Raw genomic sequence first — 26,091 nt, forward strand, 5'->3', positions numbered from 1 at the left:
CCGCCAATCCGGCGTCGCCAGCCCTCAACCGCCACGTCGGGCTGGAGAACATCCGACCCCCAAGACTTTAGTATCACTCCTGCCATGGCGTAGCCTGATTGGCATGCCAGGTGCAGACTACATCTACCCCAACGTCACAGAAATAGCCCGGCGGGGCGGGCTCCTTGAACGCTGGCACCTCGCCGAAACGTTCGGTTGCACATTCGTCGAGATTCCCGCCGACTTTATCAAGAACAGAACGGAGGTGGAACGGACCGGGCAGGAGATCGGGTCCATGCTCAACCGGTCGTCCGTCGAGCACCTCTACGAGCAGGATACGGGCCTCCCGGGATCCCTTGCGTATGTCCTGCATACCGAACCGGCCATCCCCCGGAAAGACCAGCACGGCCGGGGGGTGAGGGCGGAACTGCGGTGGCGCGACCAGGACTGGGTGATTGCCTTCGGGGACATGCTCCTTGAGATCGAGGATTACCTGGGTGTCCCACCGGACATCGTGGAGATTCACCCCGGCGACCGGAAGAACACCCCCTCAGATATCGTCTCGGCGATGCATACTCTGATCACCGCTCACTGGAACGCCTTCGGCGTGGAACCGCTGGTGCTGGTCGAGAACCACAGTGACCAGAGCATCTCCACAGCCGGCCAGATGCGGAAACTCTGGACGACGCTCAAGGAGGCCGACCCGGAGATCGCCGACCTCGCCGGGATTGCGCTCGACCCCTGGCACCTCTACGCCGCCGGGAAGGATGAGTTCCCGGGATCGCTCGGCGCGATCCCACGGGAGGCCCTGCGGGCCTTCCACATCCACAACGACCTTTTACCGCCGTCAGCGACCGATCCGATACCCTGGCCGGAGGTATTCTCGGTCATTCGGGAGGCTCCGGAGAGGCCCTGCATCAAACCTGCGGTCTACCAGAAGAACAGGGTTGCCGAGGCGATCGCCTTCTGCAACGAGATGCTCGCCGCGCCGCAGGTGGAGTATGCAGGACGGCCGGCGTGAATATCCCCTGGTATCCAGACGGGATCCTCACCAACATTCATAATCCTGAACCGCCAGAGGATGCCGCATGAAACCGATGGCTGCACCTGATTTCCCCCCGGGTCTCGAATGGCTCAACATCGACCGTCCCCTCTCCATCCGGGACCTGGCCGGCAGGATAGTGCTGCTCTCGTTTGCAACGTTCGCCTGCTCAAACTGCATGCAGCTGGCACCGGATATCCGACGTCTCCAGGAGGAGCACCCGGAGATGGTGGTCATCGAGGTCCACTCGCCCGGGTTCGAACCCGGTGCCGTCGCTGAAAATATCCGGGAGGCTGTCCGCCGTACCGGGGCGGATCACCCCGTCGCCATCGACCGCGATCGCCTCCTCTGGCAGGCCTTCGGCGTCCGGGACTGGCCGACGTTTGTCCTCATCGACCCGGGAGGAGACGTGGTCGGAAAGACCGCCGGGGAGGGGCTCTACGGACGTCTCAACCCGAAGATTAAGCGGATCGCGCAGGAGTTCGAGCAGCGCGGTCAGCTGGAGAGGAAGCCGCTACAGTCAGGGACCGTCCCTGAGACGGCGGGGGGAGGGACCCTCTTTCGTCCCGGCAAGATCACGGCAGACAATACGGGTATGCGGCTCTTCATCAGCGATTCCGGCCATCACCGGATCATCGTCGCCAGCGGAGACGGGAAGATCCTGGAGACGATCGGCTCGGGGACTGCCGGCAGCACCGACGGGCCGTTCGATGAGGCTGCATTCTACCTGCCGGAAGGACTCGTCTTTGACGAAGAAGCTGGCATCCTCTACGTTGCGGATACCGGGAACCATACGATCCGGCAGGTCTCCTGGCCTGAGAGGAGGGTCACGACGATCGCCGGGACCGGACTTCTCGCGCCCTCGCCCGGCAAAGGCGGGACAGGCATAAAGACCGTGCTGAACGCGCCCCGGGACCTCACGCTGATGGGCGGCTTCCTCTACGTTGTGATGGCCGGCGCGAACCAGGTCTGGCGGATGGATCTTGCCACCCACGTCATAGAACCCTACGCCGGGTCCGGCCGGGAGGGACTGGCCGATGGCCCGCGCGATAAGGCAGCCTTCGCCGGCCCCTCCGGGATCGTCACTGATGGTGAGGCGCTCTTTGTGGCCGACAGCGGGGCTTCGGCCGTCCGCCGGATAAAGCGGGGAATGGTCGAGACGTTCGTCGGGCACTCCCCGGAAGATTTCGGCGATCTCGATACCATCGCCCGGATGGCGCGCATCCACCACCCGATGGGCATAGCCTACCACCAGGGGCTGATCTACCTGGCCGATACCTCCAACCACAAGATCAAGGAGTTCGACCCGGCCACCGGCTGGGTTCTCACCAGGGTCGGGAGCGGCAGCCGCGGTTACCGGGACGGGTTATCGGGGGACGCAAGACTGAATGAACCGGACGGCCTGGTCAACTTCAGGGGGCTCTGGTACATCGCCGATACCGGCAACCACATCATCAGAGTCTATGACCCGGTCCGCCACGTGGTCTCGACGCTCGCGCTCTGGAGGTGAGCGGGCATGAGCGTCCGGGGCCGGAGACCTATACTTTATGTAGGCGTAAAGCGAGAGAGGGGTTGAAGGGCCGTTCTCGGGGGGTCTATGCGAGCAAATGTAACACATCTCATGATCGCTCTGATCATCGGAGCGGCGGTTCTCATCTGTGGCTGCACGGTTCCATCGGGGAACGAGACCACGAACCAGACAAACGGCACGCCTGCCCGGGCGGCGGCCAGCACGAACCTGACGATCGAGCAGGTGCTGGTGCAGGACGGCAACTTCTCAACACTTCTTCTCGCAATCGATACTGCAGGACTTGAAGGGGCATACTCAGGTCCGGGCCCATACACGGTCTTTGCACCCACGGATGATGTGTTTCGCCGGGTGCCGAGTGCCGTAATGGAAGGACTCTTCAATGACCCGAAGGGCAGCCTTGCCGAGGTTCTGCTCTACCACATGGCCCCGGGCAGTTACACGGCGTCTGATATCGCCACGATTGAGACCATTGAAACCGTGCAGGGCAGCCCGATCGCTGTGGATACGGCAGGTGACAGGGTATGGGTGAACGGCGCAGAGATAGTCAGAACCGAGATCCCGGCAACGAACGGCATCATTCACGTCATTGATGCCGTGATGGTACCCCCGGGCGTCATCCTGACGGCAACGGACGTGACCCCGGTGGAGACCAGCAGCGTGACGAATACAACGGGTACAACAAAGATAACCGGCCGATACCTGCCGGTAGATGCGATTCAATAGTGAGAGATGAGCAGAAGGCGCCGGGGCTCGCGGGTCTGAATATAATGAAAGCAATAATAATCCACGTTCCCGAGGAGAGTCTACATCAAAGCAGGAACTGGAGAACAATGTAAGCACAATAACGTAAGATAAGAACAGTCTTCCAATGGAAGGACGGTAATAGCAGCGAATTGCGCTTCCCGAGGGCTCTCGCACCTCAGTACCACACAGCACGTGAGAGGGCTTAACTGCTGGGTTCGAGATGGGTCCAGGTGTTTCCCCTCTGCTCTGGCCGCTATTACCAGTGATTTAACAGGTGCGTACTCCGGATTTCGTCTGAGTTCAGCGGACGGCATTGGACGTTAGTATCCGCGGACTGAACACGTCGTTGCCTTCGTGCTTACATCCCGGACCTATCAAGCGGGTCTTTTACCCGTGTCCTCAAGCGGAGTCTCTTTTCGGGTCGGGTTTCAAGCTTAGATGCTTTCAGCTTTTATCCCTTATCGCGTAGCTGCTCGGCAGTGCCCTGTCGGACAACCGATCGACCAGAGGCGACGACGGAAAGTTCCTCTCGTACTATTTCCATCTTACCTTCAGACTCCTTACACTCCAGATAGATAGTAACCGACCTGTCTCACGACGGTCTAAACCCAGCTCACGATCCCCTTTAATAGGCGAACAACCTCACCCTTGGCCGCTGCTGCACGGCCAGGATGGAAAGAACCGACATCGAGGTAGCAAGCCGCCGGGTCGATATGTGCTCTTGCCGGCGACGACTCTGTTATCCCCGGGGTAGCTTTTCTGTCGTCAATGGCCCTCATCAATAAGGCTCATTGGTTCGTTAGACCCGAGTTTCCTCTCGCGATTTCTTGCTGTGTGAAATCGCGTCAGGCCAACTTATGCTCTTGACACTCTCCTGTGAGTTTCTGACTCACATGAGTTGACCATAGGGCACCCTTGATATTTTTTCGAGGGTGTGGCGCCCCACCCAAACTGCCTACCTACCGTTGTCCTCGAAGATCGAGTTAGTGTTACAGTAAACCTAGGATGGTGTCTCATTGTTGGCTCCCCACCCCCCGGAAGGGGTGGTTCGACGCCTCCCATCTACGCTGCGCAAGGAATACCGTAACACAGCGACAGGCTGCAGTAAAGCTCCACGGGGTCTTCACTTCCCATCTGGAGTCCCTAGTCTCTGCACTAGGATAAAATGTTCAACGGCTTCGTGTTAGGGACAGTAGGACTCTCGTTAATCCATTCATGCAAGTCGCCAATTAAGCGACAAGGTACTACGCTACCTTAAGAGGGTCATAGTTACCCCCGCCGTTTACGAGTCCTTCGTCCGGTTGAGCCCGGGATTCAGATACTCGCACTGGGCAGGAATCAGTGACTATACGAATCGTTTCCGAGTTGCAGTCACCTATGTTGTTATTAGACAGTCAGAGTCCCCTGGTCACTGCGACCTGCCTGATCGCCAGGCAGGCACCCCTTCTCCCGAAGTTACGGGGCGAATTTGCCGAGTTCCCTTAACACGATTAAACCGACACGCCTTAGCCTTTTCAGCTAGGGGCACCTGTGTCAGATCTCGGTACGGACATACGTCTCCCTTTTCACGGGCTCCAGGAATTTGCCGGATTACTCCATCACGCCTTCCCTTGCTTCTCACCATGGCGGTACTCCACAAGGTTGAACGCTTGGACAGGGCGACGACCCTGCCCGGCATATCCCGAAGCGTCAGGGCAGTAAACTGCTACAGACGCATGGTACAGGAATATTAACCTGTTTCCCTGTTGATGTGTTCGAGTTACGACACACCTTAGGACCGACTAACCCTCGGCTGACGAACATTGCCGAGGAAACCTAGCCCCTCCGGCGGTTGGGATTCTCACCCAACTTTGCTTCTACTAATGCCAGAATTCTCATTACTACCCGGTCCACAGGACCTTACGGCCCTGCTTCGACCCAGGCAGCACGCCTCTCTACGCCGTCACGCTTGCGCGTGGTCCGTGGTATCTGTAGTAGGCTTAAGCCCCGTCCATTTTCAGTGCCCCAAACCTCGACTGGTAAGCTGTTACGCACTTTTTAAAGGATAGCTGCTTCTGAGCTCACCTTCCAGTTGTCTTTGGCCTGGGACGCCTTTCAGTGTTGACACTGAGCCTACATTGAGGGACATTAACCACGGTCTGGGTTGTCTCCCTTACGCATTACAAGCTTACCCCGTAATGCGGACTGCCAGCCTTCTTCGGCGACGGGGAATTTGGAGTTTGACAGGGGGGTGAGGGATTTCTCCCCCAGCTCCCCCAATCAGTGCTCTACCTCACCGTCTACCTCTGGCCAGGTCATGCTACGGCATGTTTCGAGAGGAACCAGCGGATGCCCAGCTCGATTAATCTTTCACTCCTATACGCAGGTCACGCGAATGATTTGCATATCAAAACCGCCTGCGGTCCTCCACGCGCCTTTCGGCACGCTTCGACCTGCCCACGCATAGATCGCTAGGCTTCGGGTCTTATCCTGCAGACTCCACGCACGTTTAATACGTCGTCCCATGCCCGAAGGCTACGGACCTGTTGGTTTCCCTTTGGCTCCCCTTTTGGGTTAACCTTCGCCTACAGAATAAACTCTCTGGCCCGTTCTTCAAAACGTACGTTACGACACTGGCAACCACACCCGTACTACCGCCTCGCGACGGGTTCCTTCGCATGGAAGATCCTTTCGCGCCGCAACTCACCATCACCTATCAGTTTCAGGCGCTTTTAACCACCTTTCCAGGGTTACTTTTCAGCCTTCGCTCACGCTACTACTGCGCTATCGGTTTCGAGGAGTATTTAGTTTTGGAGGTTGATGACCCCCAGATTCCCGCGAGAATGCCGACCCGCGGTACTCAAGACACTGCCAGGGCGTCAGGGGGGTACGTGTACGGGACTATCACCCTCTTTAGTGCCCCATTCCAGAGGACTTCCACTTGACCCTGACGTCCAGACGGCAGGCTTACGACACCACATCTCCCGTTGCCGGGATTCAGTTTGAACTCTGTCGTGTTCGATCGCCTCTACTAACGACATCTCGGTTGATTTCTCTTCCTCCCCCTACTAAGATGTTTCAATTCGGGGGGTTCCCGATCCTTACGGATCAACACCGAAGTGTTAAGAAGACTCATTCGGGGATCTCCGGATCACAGACTCCATGCGTCTTCCCGGAGCTTATCGCAGCTTGGCACGCCCTTCTTCGGCCCTCGAACCGAGCCATCCACTGACAGGCATATCGCCGTTCCGCTGAACTCATTTAACGTCCAGAGTACGCACCTGTACACGGCCTCGTCAGGTCAGTGACCTTCAGCCCTTCCCCGATGACTCGCGTCGTCGGGTGCATGGAAGGCAGGAAGGGCGACGCCCTTTCTGCCGAGTGGACTCAGGGGGATTTGAACCCCCGGCCTCCGCCTCGCAAAGGCGGCGCTCTTCCAACTGAGCTATGAGCCCCGGATTCCGGGTTGACATCGGCAATTTTGCAGTTTGTCCAGCAACCGCTTTTTCCCAAGTGAATTTCATTAGGAGGTGATCCAGCCGCAGATTCCCCTACGGCTACCTTGTTACGACTTAACCCCCCTTGCGGAACCTAGATTCGACTGCGGCAACGACCGCAGCCTCATCCAAACCCCACTCGGGTGGTTTGACGGGCGGTGTGTGCAAGGAGCAGGGACACATTCACCGCGCTATTTTGAAACGCGATTACTACAGATTCCAGCTTCATGTGGGCGAGTTGCAGCCCACAATCCGAACTACGGACAGGTTTAGGAGATTGCCTTCGCCTTTCGGCGTCGATGCCCATTGTCCTGCCCATTGTAGCCCGCGTGTAGCCCGGATAATTCGGGGCATGCTGACCTACCGTTGCCCATTCCTTCCTCCCCTTTAGCAGAGGCGGTCCCAACAGTGTCCCCATCAATCCGGAGATCATGCTGGCAACTGTTGGCGTGGGTCTCGCTCGTTGCCTGACTTAACAGGATGCTTCACAGTACGAACTGACGACGGCCATGCACCTCCTCTCAGCTAGTCATGCAGAGTCTTCAGCCCGGCAATCATTCCGCTGTCTTATCCGGTGAGCTTCCCGGCGTTGAGTCCAATTAAACCGCAGGCTCCACCTGTTGTGGTGCTCCCCCGCCAATTCCTTTAAGTTTCAGCCTTGCGACCGTACTTCCCAGGCGGTACGTTTCACGGTTTCCCTTCGGCACCTCAGTGACTCGTGGTCACTGATACACCTAACGCACATCGTTTACGGCTGGGACTACCCGGGTATCTAATCCGGTTTGCTCCCCCAGCTTTCGTCCCTCACTGTCGAAGCCGTTCTGGTGAGGCGCCTTCGCCACAGGTGGTCCCTCGAGGATTACAGGATTTCACTCCTACCCCCGAAGTACCCCTCACCTCTCCCGGTTCCAAGATCAGCAGTATCTCTTAGACGCCTGACAGTTAAGCTGCCAGATTTCCCAAGAGACTTACCGACCCAGCTACGAACGCTTTAAGCCCAATAAAAGTGGCCACCACTCGAGCCGCCGGTATTACCGCGGCGGCTGGCACCGGTCTTGCCCGGCCCTTTCTTCAGGTGTGCTTTAGACACCTGGACAGCCCGCATGTACGGGCACTCGAGGTTCCCTTATCACGGTTGCCCGCATTGTAAAGTTTTCGCGCCTGCTGCGCCCCGTAGGGCCTGGATTCGTGTCTCAGAATCCAACTCCGGGCTCTTGCTCCCACAACCCGTACCGATTATCGGCTTGTTGGGCCATTACCCCGACAACAACCTAATCGGCCGCAGATCCATCCTAAGGCGCCGGAACTTTCGGATACCGGGCATTCCAGCGTCGGTATCCTATAGGGTATTATCCCCAGTTTCCCGGGGGTATCCCCTTCCTTAGGGCAGGTTATCCACGTGTTACTGAGCAGTACGCCGAGGGCCGAACCCTCTCGACTCGCATGGCTTAATCGAACCCCGATAGCAGTGACCTCTGGCAGGATCAACCAGAATTTGGAAGTAATGCACACTACTAAACTTGGGAGGAATTAGCGGTTACTGAACAAATTTCCGCATTGCCAATGCCAACGTCAGAACCAACCCGCGTCACAGCGCGGTCGTGTTGATTCTCCATCAAACAGGAAGACAATGATTATTTTGTGTATCCACACATTGCTTCCTGCATCGGATTCGAGGCGAGAACCTCGAACCTTCATGTCCTTTGGATGCAGGGAATCAGGCCGAGACCGGCCCCCTGCGCAGGAAATAATGTTTGTTCTTCATTGCATATAAACATTATGTTCCTGCTTCAGGTGTTTCGCCGGGAGTTCAACACATTCCCGGCGAAACACGTCGCGTGAGAACATATGTTGAACTTCGGACCATATAAACATTGTCAACCCGCATCAGGACCAAGCCGAAACTTGGACCCTCACAGCAGTTGAGGGGGCACAGACCAGACCGCCCCGAGGGGGCTGCACGGCCTGAGGCCCGGACAACACAGCCTTACTATATTGCCCCCAATGCTATATAAACATTTCCCCGCCCCGTCGGATCCGAGCACCCGGCTCGAACCCCCATAAGTGCCGAGAGCGAAGCGAATTCTGCACACAAATACAGAATTCACGACGAGAATTGCTCCCGATCTGACCATATGATGTTGACCTCACGGGTATTTATACATTTACCCTGCCGGAGGACAGAAAGCCGGCATACGACCGTAAACCAGCCCATACCCACCATCCCGAGAGACAGGCATATAAACCGAGCGCGGACATACTGCCGCGCGCGCGGAGAGGCACAGCCCCACATGGGGTGGGAACCCCGTAAAACAGCAATCAGCCGCGCTCACTCTTCGCCCGCGGGGAGCGCCCCCTCGCAGGCATTCGGATCCGCACTCCGGGAGAGGATCCGGTCGCCGACGTAGATCTCGCCGAAGAACTCGTCCTGCCAGAGGGCAAGTTTCCCCTCCAGCATAAGAAACAGGAGCGGGATGTAGACCTCGCGCCGGGACTGCCCCATAGCCTTCGAGAGGGCGTCGAGCGTCAGGACACCCCCCTCGCGCGCGGCCTCCTGGAACCCTCTCATCACGATCGAGACCGCTTTCTGGTATCCCTCGTCGTGCGCCACTGCCACAACATCCTCTGCGCTGAGGTCAAGGTCCGGTTCCCGGACCACGGGCGTCCGCCGCCGCTGCCTCCGCCGCTGCTCCTTCTCCGCCGTCTTCAACTGCTTGATGAGTTCGTAGAGCGTAACCGGTGGACGTTCGCGCAGGTTCTTTCGCCCCAGGCGACGCTGGATCTCCCGCTCCAGGCGGCCAATCGGCTCGATATCACCATCCGACTCGAAACCGAAGTCGAGATCCACGAGATCATCGTCTTCCTCATCAGGAGCAAACTCCTCATCCTCGTCGTCCCGGCCCTCGAGGTGTTCCGACTTCAGGCGCAGCAGGCAGGCTGCATAAAAGAGCGTCCTCCCCGAGACCCGCAGATCCAGTTCTTTTCGCCGGTCGAGTTCAGCGAGGAACCGGTCCGTCACATCCACGATATCGATGTTCCAGGGATCGATCTCACCCCGCTCGGCCATGCCGACCAGGATCTCAACAGGCTCCTCATCCATTGTTCTGCACACCGGTCACGTACGTGCTCTTGTCCGGGCGGATCGTCACACCCACAATCCGGTCGGCGCGCTCGATCATCGGTTTTCGGAGCGAGACGATGATCGACTGCGCATTCCCGGTCAGATCGCTGATCATGGCGGCGATCCTGCCGACGTTACTCCCATCCAGGAACATATCCACCTCATCCAGCGCATAAAACGGCGCGGGCATGTACTGCTGGATAGAGAAGATGAACGCAAGCGTGGTGAGCGACTTCTCGCCGCCGGAGAGTGCGGAAAGGAGGTGAACCTTCTTGCCGCGCGGCTGGACCGCAAACGTCATGCCGCCCGAGAATGGGTCCTCCTCATTGTCAAGAACCAGTCTCCCGCTCCCATCGGTCAGCCGCGCGAAGATCTCCCGGAAGTTCGTATCGATAGCATTGAATGCGGTCATGAAGGCCTCGTACTTCATCTGCTCGTACTTCTCGATCCGCTCAAGAAGCATCGTCCGCTCCCGCGAGAGCACCTCCTTCTTCGTGGTCCGCTCCTCGACGCGCGCCGCGACCCGGTCGCACTCCTCGATCGCAAGCATGTTCACCGCGCCGATCTTCTTTAACGCCTGTTCGGCCCCCGCGATCCCGGAATCGATCGCGTTGAGGTCCAGATCCGTCTCCACATCGCCGGCCTGCTCCCGGAGCGCCTCGAGTTCCGCCAAGAGCGATCGTTCCCGCTCCGCAAGAGCGTCAATCTGCATCCGGATGCGCTCCATCGCACCCGAGCGTTCGAGAGCCTGCCGATCGAGCGTCCGTATCTCATCGAGGATACGGTCGCGTTCGCCGCGGAGATCGGCGAGTTCGTCAGAGAACTCCTTCTGGCGCGCCTCGAGCTGGACGATCAGGCGACGCTGGTTCTCGATCTGCTCCCCGGCTGCCGTGATATCGGCATCGATCTCCTGGTTCTTTGCTTCGAGGCGGCTGCGCTCCGCGGCAAGTTCCTCCATGCGGTTTGCAAAGTGCTGCCGCTCGCGCTTGGCGTCGGTGATATCTGCGTCCTTGTTCCGGAGCCGTCGCTCGAGATCCTCAACAGACTTCCGATACCCTTCATACTGCTCGGTGAGAGCGGGAATCTCGGTATCGTCAAGTTTCTTCTTGAGATCGTCAACCTCCGCTGAGAGCCGCGCGATCTCACCGGTAGTCCGCTCGAGATCCACCTCAAGCCGCGCGAGCTCCTCACCGCCGGTCTTCGCGGCATCAAGCATCTCCTGCAGGGTCGCTTCCAGGGTCTGGCGTTCCCCGGTGAGGACTTCGGTGCGCTTCTGGAACTCTTCCACAAGCATGCGGTAACGCGCAACCTGCTCATCGATCCCGCTTCGTTCCGCCCGTCTGGCCTCGGCAACCGCCGCAAACCGGCGTATGGACGCATCGATCTCCCCCGCCTCCGCCTCGAGGCCGGCAAGCGTCGCGCGGACCCGCATGATCTCGTCGTCGACCGCCACCCCGAACCCCCGGACCTTCCGGGTCTGGGAACCGCCGGTCATGGCGCCGCTCCTCTCGACGAAGTCCCCGTCGAGCGTGACCATCTTGTACCGGCCCATCAGCCGGCGCGCCCGCTCAAGGGTATCCACCACCACCGTCGCGCCGAAGACGACCCGGAATGCGCGGTCAAACACCGGGTCGAACTCGAGCAAGTCGACCGCGTAGCCGACGATGCCCGGGTCCGCCTCCAGCGGCGAGAGGATCGGCGGCCGGAGTTTGTTGAGCGGCAGGAAGGTGACCCGCCCGAGACGGTTCTCTTTTAAGTAGCGGATCGCATCGGACGCCACCGCATCGGTATCGACAACCACCCAGCGGAGCCGGCCCATCGCCGCCACATCGAGCGCGGTCGCGTACTCCGGCGGCGCCCGGCCGAGCTGCGCAACGGTGCCGTGGACACCCTCCATCCCGAGGACGACGTCCATCGCCCTCCCGCCGGCATCGCCCTGCGCCTGCTGCTGCGCCTCAAAACGCATCAGGCTCTGCTCGTTCTCCCGGATCTCCTTCTTTAGCCGCTCAAGCGTCGACCGTCGCGCAAAGAGCGCACTCTCGGCCTCGGAGAGGTCGCGCTCGATCTGGCGTTTCTGTGCCTCGCAGTCGGCCATGCAGGAAGAGTAGTCCGCGACCTGCGCCTGTTTGTTCGCCAGTTCCTCCTCGATCTGCCGGACCCGCACCTCCAGGCGCTCACGCTCCGACGTCCGCATCCGGCTCTTCTCGATGAAGATGTCCTGCTCGCGAAGGATCTTCGCCCGGAGTTCCTTCTGGCTCTCAAGGTCCTGCAACCTGCCGAAGAGCTGGTCCTTTACCCCCTCAACCTCTTTACTCTCGCCTGCTATCCGCTCCTCGACCGCCCGCATCTGTTCGCGCTGCGTCGTAAGCTCCATGGCGAGATTCGCCCGGTCGATCGAGAGGTTGCGGATCTGCCCGGCGCACTCCTCGACCTTTGCCTCGGCGCGCCTGCTGTCCATGTAGACCCGCTGGGCTGTCTCAAGGTTCTCTTCCCGGCCGGCTTTCAGGCGCTCGATGGTCTTTTCGGCGAGTTTGATACCGCCCCGCGCCTCCTCGAGCCGCCCGACGAGTTCAAGGTACTCAGGCCCGCTCTTGTGGTTTATCTCTTCATCGACGGCGCGCTGGCGTTCGCGCGCCTCCTCGAGGCTTGCCCGGAGAGCCTCCGCCTCCCCGGCGGTGCGCTCGAGCGCAGCCTGCTGGTCGCGCGCGAGATCGTGGAGGGTACCGATCTCCCCTTCCTTCTGCCGGACGAGCGCCGCTCCCCGGCACCGCGTAAGGTGCTCGAGTTCCTCCTGCCATCGCCGGTACTCCATAGCCTGCTCGCGCTCATGCTGGAGCGCATCCAGCCTCGCTACCAGTTCGGCAAGAAGGATCCCCTCACGCTCGATCCGTTCCCGGACCACCTCAAGTTCAGAGAGCGCCTGGTCACGCTTGTGATCAAACTCGGCGACGCCCGCTATCTCATCGATGATCTTGCGGCGCTCTCCATCGCTCATCTCCATGATACGGGTGATATCACCCTGCATCACGACATTGTAGCCCTCCGGCTTGATCCCGAGTTTCGCCAGGAGTTCGATGACATCAGCCTGCTTGCAGAGACGGTCGTTTAAGTAGTTGTAACTGTAGTAGCCCGTCGGCGTCCGCTTGATCCGGCGGCGGATCGTCGTGCCGTCCGAGAACGTGATCGTCACCTCGGCGGTGTTCTTCCCCGAGTTGACGTTGATGAGATCGGTCAGCTTCTCGGCCCGCAGCCCTCGCGCACCCGAGAGGGCCAGGACAAAGAGGATGCTGTCGATGATGTTGCTCTTCCCGGAACCGTTCGGGCCTGAAACGACAGTGAATCCTTCAAAAAAAGGAATTTTCGTCTTCCTCGCGAAAGACTTGAAGTTGTCGATCTCAAGCTGCGTGATGTACAAGGATCAGGCTCCCTTCTCTACCGATCAAGGTCGACCGTGTCATCCTCTTCGGCCTGGATGACATCGTCAATCTCACGCTTCTTCTGTTCCACAAAAACTGTCCGATCAGACGGCCTGCCGCCCTTCCTCCGACCCTGCACCGGGACCGTTCCCGTTCGGGTGCTCGCGACGATATACTCAGAGGACCTCCTCGGCTCCGGTCTGAGCGTCCCATCGTTCTGCATGATCAGTTCCAGGTCCGCATCGTTCGGCGCGGCCCTCTCAGGCTGTTGCTTCTCCACCGGCCGCATGGGACTCCGGGGTTCGGCGGCACGGGCAGGCCGGGGCTCGGGACCGGCGCGGGGCTCCGCCCTGAGCGTGACCCCCGTCTTCCTCTCCTCTGCCGCTACAGGCACCTTCCTGCGTTCATCCGCATCCCGCGAGAGTTTCATGGTCACAGATTTGAGATCCAGAACCTCCGCCATCAGGCCTTTCACCAGGGCTTCGAGGTCCCGGACTCTCCGGTCCAGTTCGTGCAGGCGCTCGTCTTCGGCATCCGGACACTCCTCCCTCACCTCCGGCACCGCCAGCTGATCATACTCCTTCATCGTCTCCATCTCCTTCTCGCGTTCCGCGAGTTCTCGCTCAAGGAACCGTATCCTCGCATCTTTCTGCGCCATGATCTCCCTCAAATTAATCCTTGATAATATTTACGTAATAATATTACTATAGATCCTCGAAATGAAGAAGTATTACATTTTATCCGGGGAGCAACGGATGAAAAAGCAGCAGCCACCCGATAACCAGCCACTATAAACGAAATGTGCAAAAGAAAGAATATTACCTCACCAAAGCAACCTTTTTCTGCATGTCTCATCTGGCAAACTTCGATCCAGAAATCGCAGGCCTCATCGAGAAAGAGCGCCTGCGTCAGATCAATGGATTGGAGCTGATTGCATCAGAGAACGTCGTCAGCAAGGCGGTTCTCGAGGCGATGGGCTCTATCATGACCAATAAGTACGCCGAGGGGTATCCCAGCAAGCGTTACTACGGCGGCTGCGAGTTCCACGACGTCGTAGAGAACCTGGCGCGCGACCGGCTGTGCCAGCTCTTCGGCGCTGAGCACGCAAACGTCCAGCCGCACTCCGGGAGTCAGGCAAACCAGGCGGTCTACTTCGCCTACCTTGCCTACAAGGACAAGATCATGAGCCAGAGCCTCACCCAGGGCGGCCACCTCTCTCACGGCTCGCCGGTCAACATCACCGGGCGCTGGTACTCCATATTCCACTACGGTGTCGACCCCAAGACGGAGACGCTCGACTACGCGGCGATCGAGGAGATGGCACGGATTGTGAAGCCCCAGATGATCGTCTGCGGTGCGAGCGCCTACCCGCGCGAGATTGACTTCAAGGCGTTCCAGGAAGTCGCGGAGAGCGTCGGTGCACGGTGCATGGCCGACATCGCCCATATCGCCGGACTCTGCGCGACCGGATACCACAACTCTCCGGTCGGGGTCGTCGACATCGTGACGACGACGACGCACAAGACCCTGCGGGGTCCCCGCGGCGGGGCCATCATGTGCAGCAAGGAGGATGCTGCCGCAATCGACAAGTCTATCTTCCCGGGCATGCAGGGTGGTCCGCTGATGCACACCATCACAGCAAAGGCAGTCTGCTTCAAGGAGGCGCTGACCCCTGCATACAAGGACTACTGCAGGCAGGTCGTCAAGAACGCGCAGACGATGGCGGATGTCCTCGCAGAGGAAGGGCTCGACCTCGTCTCCGGCGGCACCGACAACCACTTAATCCTGCTCGACCTGACCGGGGTCTCCACAAACCACGAGCACCTCACAGGCCTTGCGGCCGAGGTCGCGCTCGGCGAGGCGGGCATCACCGTGAACAAGAACACCATCCCCCGCGAACAGCTCAGCCCCTTCGTGACGAGCGGCCTCAGAATCGGCACCCCGGCCGTCACCTCCCGCGGCATGAAAGAGGAAGAGATGAAGCAGATCGGCCACTGGATCGCCCGTGTCGTCAAGGATATCGCGAGAGATAAGACCTCAAAGAAGGCAATCACCGAAGTGAGGGAAGAGGTTATTGCCCTCGCGAGCAAGTATCCCCTCTACCCTGAAGTCGCATGATACTTGATGGCAAAGCAGTCTCGGAAAAGAGGCTTGAGCTCCTTAAGGAGAGGATAGAAGAGTCCGGGCTCTACCCGCGCCTGGCAACCGTTATCGTCGGCGAAGACCCTGCATCGCAGATGTACGTCCGGATGAAACACCGGGCGTGCGAACGGGTCGGCATCGGATCGGTCGGGATCGAGCTTCCTGCGGATGCCTCCACCGAGCGGGTGCTCGAGGCGGTTAACCGCCTCAACAATGACCCGGACATCAACGGGATCCTGGTCCAGCTGCCGCTCCCGTCCGGGGTGGACACCACCCGCGTCATCGAGGCGGTCGCCCCCGAGAAAGACGTGGACGGGTTCCACCCCTGCAGCCTCGGACGGCTGCTGGCCGGGAACCCGGTCTTTGCCCCCTGCACCCCGCAGGGGATCATGACAATCCTCGAGGAGTATAAGATCCCGATTGCAGGAGAGCGGGTGGTGGTTGTCGGCCGGAGCATCGACGTAGGAAGGCCCATGGCCATCCTGCTCCTGAACGCCGACGCAACCGTCACCATCTGCCACTCAAAGACGAAGAACCTCGCGGACGAGATGAAGAACGCCGATATTCTCGTCAGCGCGGTCGGAAGAGCGAAGTTTGTCGGACCTGATATGGTGAAGAAAGGAGCGACGGTCATCGATGTCGGCATCAACTACGACGAGCAGGGCAAACTCTGCGGCGACGTCGACTTCGAGGCGGTGCGCGAACAAGCCGGAGCAATAACCCCGGTCCCCGGCGGCGTCGGTCCCATGACAATCGCGACGCTGATGGAGAATACCTTCAGGGCTGCCAAGCTGATGACATGCTGCAACGACACTGCACGGTTGTAAACCGCCTCCGGATCGGCGGCGACGCTCCGGTCCGCCTGATGGGCATCATCAACTGCAGCCCCGAGTCGTTCTACCGGGGCTCGTACACCCCGACAGGGAGGCTCTACGACCGTGCTCTTGCCATGCGGGACCAGGGCGCCGATATGATCGACCTCGGGGCGCGGAGTACAGCCCCGGGGTCTCCCCCCCTCACCCCCGCCGAGGAGGCGGCACGGGTGGACGCGGCGCTCTCGGAGCTTGACGGGACCGGCATCACCATCTCGGTGGACACGCGGCACCCGGAGGTGCTCGAGGTCTGCCTCCGCCACGACATCCATGCAATAAACGACATCTCCGGGCTTGCCGACGAGCGTTACGCACGGGCGGTCGCCGACTCCGGGCTGCCGGCATTTGTGATGGCGAGTTTCAGGGAACCCGGCGACGCCGTCGGGCTTGCCGCCACCCTCTCGGCGCTCGAGACGGTCGTGACCCGGTGCGCGCGTTACGGGATCGACGAGTATGTCCTCGACCCTGCGGTCGGGAGATGGGTCCCGGAAAGGAAGAACGAGGACGACTGGGAACTCTGCCGGAACTTTGAGAGGTTCTCCGCCTTCGGCCGCCCGGTGCTCGCCGCGGTCTCGCGAAAGACGTTCATCGGGGACCTGCTCGAAAGGGTTCCCGAGGAGCGGCTCGCAGGCTCACTCGCGCTCACGGCGATGCTGGTCGAGCGGGGTGCGGCCATCGTGCGGAGCCACGATGTCGGCGAGACCGCCGACCTCCTGCAGGTTTATGCGAAGATGAGGAAAGTATGACGACACCATCATTCTCAGTGTACGGGCTTGCAACTCCCCTGATCCGTGCCGGCGACGACATCGCGGCGCACCTTCTCTCGGCCGTGAAAGACCAGGAGTGCCGGGGCTTTGAGGCGGGGGATATCGTGGTCATTGCGGAGTCCGCTGTGGCCACCGCCGAAGGACAGGTCACGCGGCTTGCTGATATCGAGCCGTCGGCAGAGGCGCTCCGGCTCGCCGAGAAGTACCGGATGGACCCTCGCGTTGCCGAGGTGGTGCTCCGGGAGAGCGACCAGATCGTCGGAGGTATCCCGGGGTTCCTGCTCAGCATGAAGAACGGAACGCTCCTCCCGAACGCGGGGATCGACGCCTCGAACGCCCCGCCCGGTTCCGTCGTCCTCCTCCCCATCAACCCCGACGCATCCGCAGCACGGATCCGCGCCGCGATAACAGATCGGTCGAGGGCGGACGTCGCGGTTATCATCGTCGATTCACGGACACACGCGATGCGCCTCGGGTGCAGCGGGGTTGCCATCGGGTGTTCGGGCATCCCGTCGGTGGTCGACGAGCGCGGAAAAAAGGATATCTTCGGCCGCGAACTCGAGGTCACGAAGCGGGCGGTGGCGGACTGCATCGCATCCGCCGCTGAACTCGTGATGGGGGAGGCAGGCGAGTGCGTCCCCGCAGCCGTGGTGCGGGGGATCGGGCTTCCCGTCGGCGACTACGCCGGGGTTGCCACCATCGACGCTTCAGAGTGTCTCTTTATGGGAGTCGCGCTGCACGCCGACCCGTCCCTTCTCGTCGATGACAAGAGAGAACCCTGAGTTCTCCAGGTATTCCCTGCTCTTCCTCCCTTTTCCGTGGATGAGGATCTCGACCAGGTCTTCTTTCTCGTCGATATCGGTCGACATCCGAAACGAGTCGATCACCTCGACGGAGAAGCCGCACTCCTCTGCAACCCGCAGGTGGTCGATGAAACTTGCCCCGTAAAAGTCGGCGTGGAAGCATTTGGGCTTCTTTAAGAATATGACGTTCGTTCCGCCGCCACGTCCCGGGACAATAGCCATATCCTTCTCGGTGCGGATCAGCCGCTGGATGTCCCCGGCCGTCACCAGGGGGAGGTCGGCCATGATGATGAGCGCCGGGCAATGGAACTGTCCGAGCGCCCAGTTGATCGCTTCGTTCAATGACTCTTTCCTGACGGCAATGAGTGCGTTCTCGTGCTTGAAGGGATGGGTGCAGAGCAGGGTGGCGCTGCACCCGGACTTCAGCACAGCGGTGATCACGTCTTCAAGCATCGCCCGGGCGAACGCCTCTCGTTCGTCCTGGCTAAGTATGCAGGAGAGGCGCGTTTTAGGGTTTACCGGCTTAAAGGGAATGAGTGCGTGAAAGTACATTGTGAAACGGTTGTCGGGACGGTATCAAAAAGGCATCGTTACGGATGCTCCACGCGACCCGCCCTAGCGACCCGCCCTAAAGTTCATGTTCGGGGGTGCCGACATATACCCATGCACCGCCGCGTGATCACCTTTTCAAGGAACGTATTCCTCCCCTTAACGACAGCCTGCGCCAACCGTTGCGGCTACTGCTGTTTCCGGACCCCGGTGCGGGAGGGGTGCATTATGCCCCCCGATGAGGCGCTCCGGACCCTGGAAAGGGGTGCCGGCCTCAGCTGCACGGAAGCGCTCTTCACGTTCGGGGAGCGGCCCGGCACGGTGCCCGGCTTTGCCGCGGAACTTGCGAGACTCGGCTACGCGGATATCCTCGACTACGTCTACGACCTCTCCCTTGCCGCCATCCGGCGGGGGCTCCTCCCGCACACCAACGCCGGCATCCTCTCCTACGAAGAACTCGACCGCCTCCGGCAGGTGAACGCGAGTATGGGACTGATGCTTGAGACGACCGCCAACGTCCCCGCGCACCGGGACTCCCCCGGAAAAGACCCGGCGGTCCGGCTCGATATGATCGAGAACGCCGGAAAACTCTCGATACCGTTCACGACCGGCATCCTGATCGGGATCGGCGAGACGATGGAGGACCGCGAGGAGTCGCTCAGGGCCATCAGTGATCTTCACCGCCGATACGGCCACATCCAGGAGGTGATCATCCAGAACTTCTGCCCGAAGCCGGGGACGCCGATGGAGGACTCCCCGGTACCCGGGACGGACGAATTCCGTGCGACGATATCCCTTGCCCGGGAGATCCTCCCGGCCGATGTGGCGGTCCAGATACCCCCGAACCTCGCGGACGCGCACGATCTGGTACGGTACGGCGTGGACGACCTCGGCGGGGTCTCCCCGCTCACAATCGATTACGTCAACCCCGAGCACCCCTGGCCGCAGATCGAGGAACTCAAACGGGTGGCCGGGGACGCCGACCTCCGGGAGCGGCTCTGCATTTACCCGCAGTATATCGAGAAGGGATGGTATTCCTCCCTGCTCGAACCCCTGATCCGGCGCCTCGCAGAGAGGATTGCGGCACCAGACCGGCGTCGGGGTGCATAACCTCATCATTTATCCCGACAACACATATCAGGAGATTTCGCCATGAAACAGGTTGACCTCCTCTACACAGGGAAAGCTAAGTCCGTCTACCGTACCGAAGACCCCGAAGTGTACATCATGAAGTTCCGGGATGACATCACGGCGTTCGACGGCGGGAAGAAAGATACCCTGGGCGGCAAGGGGAGATATAACGCTGAGGTCTCTTCCTTCTTCTTCAGGTACCTGGAGGAGAACGGGATCCGCACCCATTATCTCGCAAGCATCGAGCCCGGCACCATCGCGGTGCGGGGGCTTACGATGATCCCGCTTGAAGTGATCGTCAGGAATGTCGCGGCCGGCTCCATCGTCCGCAATTATCCGTTCGAAGAAGGGAAACCGCTCGACCCGCCGGTGATCGTCATCGACTTCAAGAGCGACGCCCATCACGACCCGATGCTCAACGACGACCTGATCTATGCTCTCGGCCTTGCAACGCCCGAGGAACTCGACCAGATCAAGGCCATGGCGCTCGCGATAAACGATCTGCTCCGGGAATACCTCGACGCGCGCGGCATCACCCTGGTCGACTTCAAACTCGAGTTCGGCCGCGACGATGGAGAGATCCTTGTCGGGGATGAGATCAGCATGGACTCGATGCGTCTCTGGGACAAGGAGACCGGAGCGTCTCTCGATAAGGATGTCTACCGTTTCAACAAGGGAGACGTCATGGAGACCTACGCCGGCGTCGCGAAACGAATCCTCTCCCCGTCCCGGAGTGAATCCGGATGAAACACGACGTAACCATCACCATCGCCCTCAAAGAGGGGATGCTCGACCCCGAGGCGCGTGCCATCCAGCACGCCCTCGCAAACCTGGGGTTCCCGACCGAGGCTCTGAGCACGGCGCGGCTCTTCCGGATCACGCTTGATGCGGCGGATGCGACGGCGGCGCGGGAGGTGGCCGGGCAGATGTGCGAACGGCTTCTCGCAAACCCGGTCATCCACCGCTACACGATTGAGGTCGAGTAGGGCCATGAGATTTGCTGTGGTGCAGTTCGGGGGCAGCAACTGCGACCGGGACACCTATCACGTTCTCGCGGACGTCTGCGGGGTCGATACGGACCTTGTCTGGTACAAGAACGGGCTCTCTCGCTCTTACGATGCCGTGGTCCTCCCCGGCGGGTTCTCGTACGGGGACTACCTCCGGGCGGGAGCCATCGCCGCCCGGACACCGGTCATGACCGAGATCGTCAGGCACGCGAACGAGGGCGGGCTCGTCCTCGGGATCTGCAATGGCGCCCAGATCGGTTCTGAGGCCGGATTGATCCCGGGCACCTTCACGCTGAATGCTTACCCGAAGTTCATATCACAGCACGTCTACCTCCGCGTGGAGAGCACCGCGTCCCCGTTCACCGCGCTCTACCGGGAGGGCGAGGTCATCCGGGTGCCGATCGCCCACAAGGAAGGCCGGTACGTCGCAACCGACGACGTGGTCGCGCGGCTGAACCGTGAGGGAAGGGTCGCGTTCCGGTTCTGCGATGAGCACGGCAACCTGACCGCTGAGAGCAACCCGAACGGGTCGGCGGAAAACATCGCCGGCGTCCTCTCGGAGGGTAGAAACGTCCTCGCGATGATGCCGCATCCTGAGCGGGCGAGTGAGCCCGTGCTCGGATCGGACGACGGGGTCAAAATCTTTAACTCGATGATCGCCTATATTGAAGAGTACGGGCGCCGGAGAGCGATATAAGGGGAAATTTATCATGACTGAAGAAGGGATCAAAGAGGCACGGGCCAGGGTAAAGGTGTACGCGAAAGAGAAAGGCTACGTGCTGAATGTCGACGAAAAGCAGCTCTCGGCCGTCCTTCGCGGGCTCGCCCGGAACCAGGAGCGGTATGGGGCGGCATACTGTCCCTGCCGGCTCCGGAGCGGGGACCCGGAGAAGGACCGGATCATCATCTGCCCCTGCATCTACCACGAGAAAGAGATCGAAGAGCAGGGAGCCTGCCACTGCAGGCTGTTCTTCAAGAAGAAGTCTGAATAACTCTTTTTTGCGCCCTCGCTGCCTCCGGAAAGAGCGGAATGGCGTATCCTCCGGGCGGGGTTCGGAGGAAGAACAGGGGCCCGGATGATCTCCGCAACGTCATGCATCACCGCCGGAACGTTCGCCCATGCCGCAGAGCGCTGTAGACCGCGTAGAACCCGATGATTACCGCGACGATGTAGCCCAGCGTGGCGAGGAACGAGATGTAGCCCGGAATCGGGAGCTCGTCCATCCGGAGTATCAGCGACGAACCCACGACGACCGCGGCGACCACCAGCGCGATGATGACCTTGTCGCTCGTCCGGTCGATGACGTTGACGATCTCGTTGAGGTCACGGTTCTCGAGCTCGATCGTGACGGTGCCCTCCGAGAGGGTCTTTAAGGTCTCGTTCACGTTTGCCGGGATGGCAAGCAGCCCCTCTGCCGCGCCCGCAAGAGACCGGACAACACTCCCCAGGTTATCCGGGGAGAACCGCTGCTGCGCGGCGATCTCCATCAAGTACGGCCGGATCTTCTGGTCGAAGTTGAACGCAGGATCGAGCCGGATGCCGATGTCCATCACCATGACGATCACCTTCATCATGAGCATCAGGGTCGGCGGCACCCGGATGTGGTAGCGGCGAAGGGTGTCGGTCAGGCCCCGGATTGCGACCGCAAAGTTCACCCGCTCAAGTTTCATCTCCCTATAATCCAGCAGGACCACGTAAAGGTCGTCTTTTACAGCATCAAGATTCGCCGGACTGATCCGCACATCGAGCCTCCCGAGCGCCGAGATCACGCCGGCGACGTCAGTTCGGGTCATAGCGAGGAGGAGGTCGACAAAGACACGCCGCCGCTCCGGGCGGAGGACCCCGACGATACCGTAGTCGAGGAAGGCGATCTCGCCCTGATTCGTCACCAGGAGGTTGCCCGGGTGGGGGTCGCCGTGAAAGAACCCGTCGACGAAGATCTGCTGGATGTAGGCGTGAAACCCGATGTCGGCAACCTCTTCCGGGAAGAGGCCGAGAGCCCGGATGGCCTCCACGTCGTCGATCCGCACCCCCTCGACATAGTCCATGGCAAGCAGGCAGCGACCGGAGATCTGCCAGTAGATGCGAGGGATCTTCACGCACGGGACGTCCTTGAGGTTCCGCTTGAGGCGCTCCGCGTTCATCCCGTCCTGGGTAAAATCTAGTTCGCGCCGGATCTGGGCCGAGAACTCGTTGACCATCCCCTGCAGGTTGTAGACCCGGAGATCAGGGAAGATCGACTCCGCCCGCACCACGAGCGACTGCAGGATGACAAGGTCGGTCTCGATCAGGTCGACGATCCCCGGGCGCTGCACCTTGAGAGCGACGACATGGCCGTCTTTCGTCACCGCCCGGTGCACCTGCGAGAGGGAGGCCGCCGCGACCGGCTCCTCCTCGATGATATCGAAACACTCCTCAAGGTTCGGGCAGTATTCCTTGATCACCGGCCGGATGTTTGCGAACGGGATTGGGGCAACCCGGTCCTGAAGCCTCTGCAGTTCCTCGATGAGAGCGGGCGGGAGGAGCTCGCGGCGGGTGCTCATGATCTGGCCGAACTTGATGTAGGTCGGCCCCAGTTCCTCGATGGCGAGCCGGATACGGACGTACACCGACCGTTTCTCTTCAGGGGTCTTTCGAAACGCCCGCAGTCGCTCACCCCCGGGAATCATCTCCTCGACGAGGATCCCAAAACCGTACTTGACCAGCACATCCGCTATCTGCCGGTAGCGCTGGAGCCGGGTGACCATCGGGGATGAATCTGCACTCCCGGTACTTAAGGGATGGGGCGGGTCATCCCCGGGAGGGGAGCCGGCCCCGGAGAAGGGACTTCCAGGGGTAGGGGACGGCGAGGAAGAGCGGAATGGCGAGGGCGATCGCGAGCGGGATCGTCATGAGCCCGAGCGTCAGTGTGGTCATATCGGCGATCCACCCGGTGGCTGCAACCCCCATCCCGCCCACGCCGACCGCGAGCCCGAGCATCAGGCCGGAGACGAGCCCGACGTTCCCGGGGGCTATCTCATGGGCCATGGCGACGGTGACGGCAAACGTCGACCAGAGGATGAACCCGAAGACCATCAGTGCAGCGATCGAGACGATGCCCCCGGTGGTGAGGAATACGGCAAACGGCGGTATAGCGGCGACAAGCCCGATGATCGTGAACTCTTTGCGACCGTAGCGGTCGGAGAGGGTGCCGCCGACAACCTGCCCCACGACCCCGAACATGAGCATGCCCGAGACCAGGAGGTTCGCGGTCACGAGGTCGATGCCCCGCAGGGTGAGAACGGTCGGAAGATAGGCGACCGACCCGAAGATCGCCCATGCCCGGAGGCCCGAGGCCGCGACCAGGAGGACGATTGCCCGGTACGAGGGTCTGGCGGCAGGGACAGGGGTCTCGGGGACGGCATCCCGGTCGGGGGCGGGGAGGATACGTCTGAGCACCGCGGCGATCGCGATCCCGGGGACGGCCAGGATGACGAGGCCCGGAAGGCCCATCAGCCCGACGGCGACGCCCGCGCAGATGGGGCCGATGGCGTAGCCCAGGTTGCCGCCGATGACAAAGTAGGAGGTGATCCTTCCCCGGCTCGCGTCCCGGGTGAGGCGGCTGACGGTCCCGAGCGCGCTCGGATGGAAGAAGGCGTGCCCCAGCGCCGCGACGGCGACGGACGCGAGAACGAGGTAGTAGTTGTTGAGCAGGCCGACGATGGATATGAAGAAGGCGCTTATGGCGACGCTCGTCCCGATGTGGACGGCAAACCCCCGGGTATCGAAGACCCAGCCGACGAGCGGCTGCACGAACGACGACGTGAGGTTGTAGACCGTGACGATCAGCCCGGCCAGGAAGAACGAGTAGCCCTGCTCCGCGATGAGGAGCGGCAGGATTGCAGGAAGAACGGGTGAGTAAAGGTCGGTGACCAGGTGGGCGGCCGAGAGCCCCCAGACCGGTTTTGTATCAGCAGTCACGGTGTCAGATCCGCCTTAAGTGTATAACCTCTACCGTAATATCCACCCGGTCTTTGCGGTGATGGGCAAACGTCCGCCGCATGGGAAACGCGCACCGTATCACCTCCTCGATCGCCGCACGGCCCTCGGTATAGGCGGCGACGAACGGGGCCGAGCCCTCATTGAAGATGCCGTAGACCTCACTCGCGAGTTCGAGCGCCCGGTCGATGAACGGCCGGTCGGCGTGCGCTTTCTGTGCCCCGAACGGCGGGTTCATCACGACGGTGTCGCAGGCGAGGCCTGCCCGGTCGAGATCGGGATCCCTGACATCGGCGACGATGAACTCGACGGAGACGCCGAATGCATCCGCGTTCCGCCGGGCAACGGCTATTGCGGCCGGGTCGACGTCGATCCCGGTCACGGCGGATGCGCCGAGGAGAGCGGCGCCGCAGGCGAGGATCCCCGTCCCGCACCCGAGGTCGCAGACCCGGCGCCCCTCGATCGCCCCCTGCATGGCGGCATGGTGGAGGAGGCGGGCCGCCACCGGCGCGGGGGTCTGGTACTGTTCGAGCCGGGCGGTCGGCCGCTCGAAACCCTCCAGGCTCTCAAGCCGCATCTCAAGGTGCCGGAGATTCATGGTGCAAGGTACTCGTCTATGGTATAATCGTCCCAGGTCCGGGCACCGCAGAGGATCTCGAACTCCGGCGGCGTCAGCACCGCGACCGGGAAGCGGATCTGGTCGTCGTAGGCAAGCCGGGGGCAGGCGGTGTTCACGTAAGCCCCGAATCCGAGGTCGAGCATCTCGGCAGGCGAGACCTCGCGCATCGCGACGAGCACGGCCCGCTCAGAGAGGGAGACGAGCCTTCGCGCGAGGTCCATCCGACGCTGCCCGCTCTTGGTGCTGACGATGATGCCGAAACTCGCGGCATCCCGGGCCTTCTCCATCACCGCAGCGCGACGGCGGACCAGGCGGTCGGCGTCCACCTCCTGCACCTCGCCCGTGAAGGGGTCGAGCGCGACCACCCTTGAACGGGTCGCGAGCTGGATACCGATCGGATGGAAGACCCCGGTTCCCACAAAGAGGATCTCGTCAGCCCCCGTCGCCCGTGCGGCGGCGAAGTTGCAGCCGAGCACCTGCCCCGGGATCGGCGTCCGGCTGTCCCCGGGTGCTATGACCGCCTCGATGCCGTGGTCGCGGAGGAACGCCGCCATCGCGTCGACCAGGTGGACATGCTGGACGGTCGTGACGAGCCCGATGCGGCGGGAGTGGAGCGCCGGCAGGACCCTTTCGAGCACCCCGGGATCGAAGTCGAACCGGACAGGCTCGTAGATGACATCCGGGCGCTCCTCGACCGGCGCGTGGCCGAAGTGGACAAGGATGTCGGCGTACGCGAGGGCGTCAAGCGCAAGGTCGCAGCCCCCGTAGCAGGGGTCGCCGCTGACGATCACATCAAATCCCTCACGGCGGAGGGCGGCGGCCGTCCCCGGCGCCTGCCGGGCAAGCCCGGCCGGGAACTGGAGGGCGACGGACCGCGCTCCTCGTTCGCGGAGCCTCTCGATAAGATCAGAAA

At 61.1% G+C, this 26,091-nt stretch carries 20 protein-coding genes, 1 tRNA gene and 3 rRNA genes; 12 read left to right on the forward strand and 12 right to left on the reverse strand.

The annotated features are described in order from the left end of the window. Positions 1-103: 103 nt before the first annotated feature. The 3 genes from QZ650_RS07155 (at position 104) to QZ650_RS07165 (ending at position 3,275) form a co-directional block, all read left to right on the forward strand. Entirely contained in the window at positions 104-1,000 is an 897-nt protein-coding gene (locus QZ650_RS07155; RefSeq protein WP_292520502.1) for a hypothetical protein, read from the forward strand. Between the two features lie 67 nt (positions 1,001-1,067). Next, entirely contained in the window at positions 1,068-2,531 is a 1,464-nt protein-coding gene (locus tag QZ650_RS07160; RefSeq protein ID WP_292520504.1) for a thioredoxin-like domain-containing protein, read from the forward strand. Between the two features lie 111 nt (positions 2,532-2,642). Further along, complete coding sequence (locus QZ650_RS07165) at positions 2,643-3,275, forward strand: fasciclin domain-containing protein (protein WP_292520506.1); 633 nt, start codon at positions 2,643-2,645, stop codon at positions 3,273-3,275. Positions 3,276-3,432: 157 nt separating this feature from the next. Here QZ650_RS07165 and rrf read toward each other — a convergent pair. From rrf to QZ650_RS07200, 7 genes are all read right to left on the reverse strand, one after another. After that, positions 3,433-3,554: ribosomal RNA gene (gene rrf / locus QZ650_RS07170) — 5S ribosomal RNA — on the reverse strand. 43 nt (positions 3,555-3,597) lie between these two features. Then, positions 3,598-6,528, reverse strand: a 23S ribosomal RNA gene (locus QZ650_RS07175). Between the two features lie 129 nt (positions 6,529-6,657). Further along, positions 6,658-6,730: transfer RNA gene (locus QZ650_RS07180), tRNA-Ala, on the reverse strand. A 70-nt stretch (positions 6,731-6,800) separates the two neighbouring features. Further along, positions 6,801-8,267: ribosomal RNA gene (locus QZ650_RS07185) — 16S ribosomal RNA — on the reverse strand. The 16S, 23S and 5S rRNA genes sit together here with 1 tRNA gene alongside, the layout of an rRNA operon. Positions 8,268-9,101: 834 nt before the next feature. After that, positions 9,102-9,872 (reverse strand): segregation/condensation protein A, encoded by a 771-nt coding sequence (locus QZ650_RS07190; protein ID WP_292516837.1) that lies wholly within the window; start codon positions 9,870-9,872, stop codon positions 9,102-9,104. Beyond that, positions 9,865-13,308: a chromosome segregation protein SMC gene (smc, locus tag QZ650_RS07195; protein ID WP_292516840.1), complete on the reverse strand. Its 3,444-nt coding sequence runs from the start codon at positions 13,306-13,308 to the stop codon at positions 9,865-9,867. Before smc ends, QZ650_RS07190 begins: the two co-directional genes overlap by 8 nt. A gap of 17 nt (positions 13,309-13,325) precedes the next feature. Then, on the reverse strand, positions 13,326-13,967 hold the full coding sequence (locus QZ650_RS07200; RefSeq protein ID WP_292516843.1) for a hypothetical protein: 642 nt from the start codon (positions 13,965-13,967) through the stop codon (positions 13,326-13,328). 188 nt (positions 13,968-14,155) lie between these two features. Here QZ650_RS07200 and glyA point away from each other — a divergent pair, with 188 nt between their 5' ends. Genes glyA through cofE form a run of 4 tightly spaced genes read left to right on the forward strand, consistent with a single transcriptional unit; the run spans position 14,156 to position 17,872 of the window. Continuing rightward, on the forward strand, positions 14,156-15,427 hold the full coding sequence (glyA, locus tag QZ650_RS07205) for a serine hydroxymethyltransferase (protein WP_292516846.1): 1,272 nt from the start codon (positions 14,156-14,158) through the stop codon (positions 15,425-15,427). After that, positions 15,424-16,278 carry a bifunctional methylenetetrahydrofolate dehydrogenase/methenyltetrahydrofolate cyclohydrolase FolD gene (folD, locus tag QZ650_RS07210; RefSeq protein WP_292516849.1) on the forward strand — a complete coding sequence of 285 codons (855 nt, stop codon included), beginning with the start codon at positions 15,424-15,426 and terminating at the stop codon, positions 16,276-16,278. Before glyA ends, folD begins: the two co-directional genes overlap by 4 nt. Further along, positions 16,251-17,069, forward strand: a complete 819-nt coding sequence (gene folP / locus QZ650_RS07215) for a dihydropteroate synthase (protein ID WP_292516852.1) — start codon at positions 16,251-16,253, stop codon at positions 17,067-17,069. The genes folD and folP overlap by 28 nt, the downstream gene beginning before the upstream one ends. Beyond that, positions 17,066-17,872, forward strand: coding sequence for a coenzyme F420-0:L-glutamate ligase (cofE, locus tag QZ650_RS07220; protein WP_292516856.1), 807 nt, complete (start codon positions 17,066-17,068; stop codon positions 17,870-17,872). The genes folP and cofE overlap by 4 nt, the downstream gene beginning before the upstream one ends. Here the strand turns inward: cofE and cofC are convergent. Next, positions 17,798-18,445, reverse strand: a complete 648-nt coding sequence (gene cofC / locus QZ650_RS07225) for a 2-phospho-L-lactate guanylyltransferase (RefSeq protein ID WP_292516860.1) — start codon at positions 18,443-18,445, stop codon at positions 17,798-17,800. The two genes, cofE and cofC, sit on opposite strands and share 75 nt — an antisense overlap. 111 nt (positions 18,446-18,556) lie before the next feature. Between cofC and cofG the strand changes: the two genes are divergently transcribed. The 5 genes from cofG to QZ650_RS07250 are packed head-to-tail and all read left to right on the forward strand — an operon-like array spanning position 18,557 to position 21,572. Next, positions 18,557-19,552, forward strand: coding sequence for a 7,8-didemethyl-8-hydroxy-5-deazariboflavin synthase subunit CofG (gene cofG / locus QZ650_RS07230; protein WP_292516863.1), 996 nt, complete (start codon positions 18,557-18,559; stop codon positions 19,550-19,552). 42 nt (positions 19,553-19,594) lie between these two features. After that, the gene (gene purC / locus QZ650_RS07235) at positions 19,595-20,320 is read left to right on the forward strand and encodes a phosphoribosylaminoimidazolesuccinocarboxamide synthase (RefSeq protein ID WP_292516865.1); all 726 of its coding nucleotides are present in this window, start codon (positions 19,595-19,597) and stop codon (positions 20,318-20,320) included. Next, positions 20,317-20,559 (forward strand): phosphoribosylformylglycinamidine synthase subunit PurS, encoded by a 243-nt coding sequence (purS, locus tag QZ650_RS07240; RefSeq protein WP_292516867.1) that lies wholly within the window; start codon positions 20,317-20,319, stop codon positions 20,557-20,559. Before purC ends, purS begins: the two co-directional genes overlap by 4 nt. Before the next feature lie 4 nt (positions 20,560-20,563). After that, on the forward strand, positions 20,564-21,277 hold the full coding sequence (gene purQ / locus QZ650_RS07245; RefSeq protein ID WP_292516869.1) for a phosphoribosylformylglycinamidine synthase I: 714 nt from the start codon (positions 20,564-20,566) through the stop codon (positions 21,275-21,277). A 13-nt stretch (positions 21,278-21,290) separates the two neighbouring features. After that, positions 21,291-21,572 carry a ferredoxin-thioredoxin reductase catalytic domain-containing protein gene (locus QZ650_RS07250; RefSeq protein WP_292516872.1) on the forward strand — a complete coding sequence of 94 codons (282 nt, stop codon included), beginning with the start codon at positions 21,291-21,293 and terminating at the stop codon, positions 21,570-21,572. 106 nt (positions 21,573-21,678) lie between these two features. Here the strand turns inward: QZ650_RS07250 and QZ650_RS07255 are convergent, their stop codons facing one another. The 4 genes from QZ650_RS07255 to dph2 all read right to left on the reverse strand — a co-directional run. Next, the gene (locus tag QZ650_RS07255) at positions 21,679-23,328 is read right to left on the reverse strand and encodes an AarF/UbiB family protein (protein ID WP_292516875.1); all 1,650 of its coding nucleotides are present in this window, start codon (positions 23,326-23,328) and stop codon (positions 21,679-21,681) included. A gap of 43 nt (positions 23,329-23,371) precedes the next feature. After that, complete coding sequence (locus tag QZ650_RS07260; protein WP_292516878.1) at positions 23,372-24,541, reverse strand: MFS transporter; 1,170 nt, start codon at positions 24,539-24,541, stop codon at positions 23,372-23,374. 4 nt (positions 24,542-24,545) lie between these two features. Then, positions 24,546-25,157 carry an METTL5 family protein gene (locus QZ650_RS07265; RefSeq protein WP_292516882.1) on the reverse strand — a complete coding sequence of 204 codons (612 nt, stop codon included), beginning with the start codon at positions 25,155-25,157 and terminating at the stop codon, positions 24,546-24,548. Then, on the reverse strand, positions 25,154-26,091 hold a 938-nt coding region (gene dph2 / locus QZ650_RS07270), incomplete at its 5' end, for a diphthamide biosynthesis enzyme Dph2 (protein WP_292522480.1). The genes QZ650_RS07265 and dph2, both read right to left, overlap by 4 nt.

Origin of the sequence: Methanoculleus sp. (genome assembly GCF_020696975.1) — an archaeon.
Lineage (GTDB): Archaea > Halobacteriota > Methanomicrobia > Methanomicrobiales > Methanoculleaceae > Methanoculleus.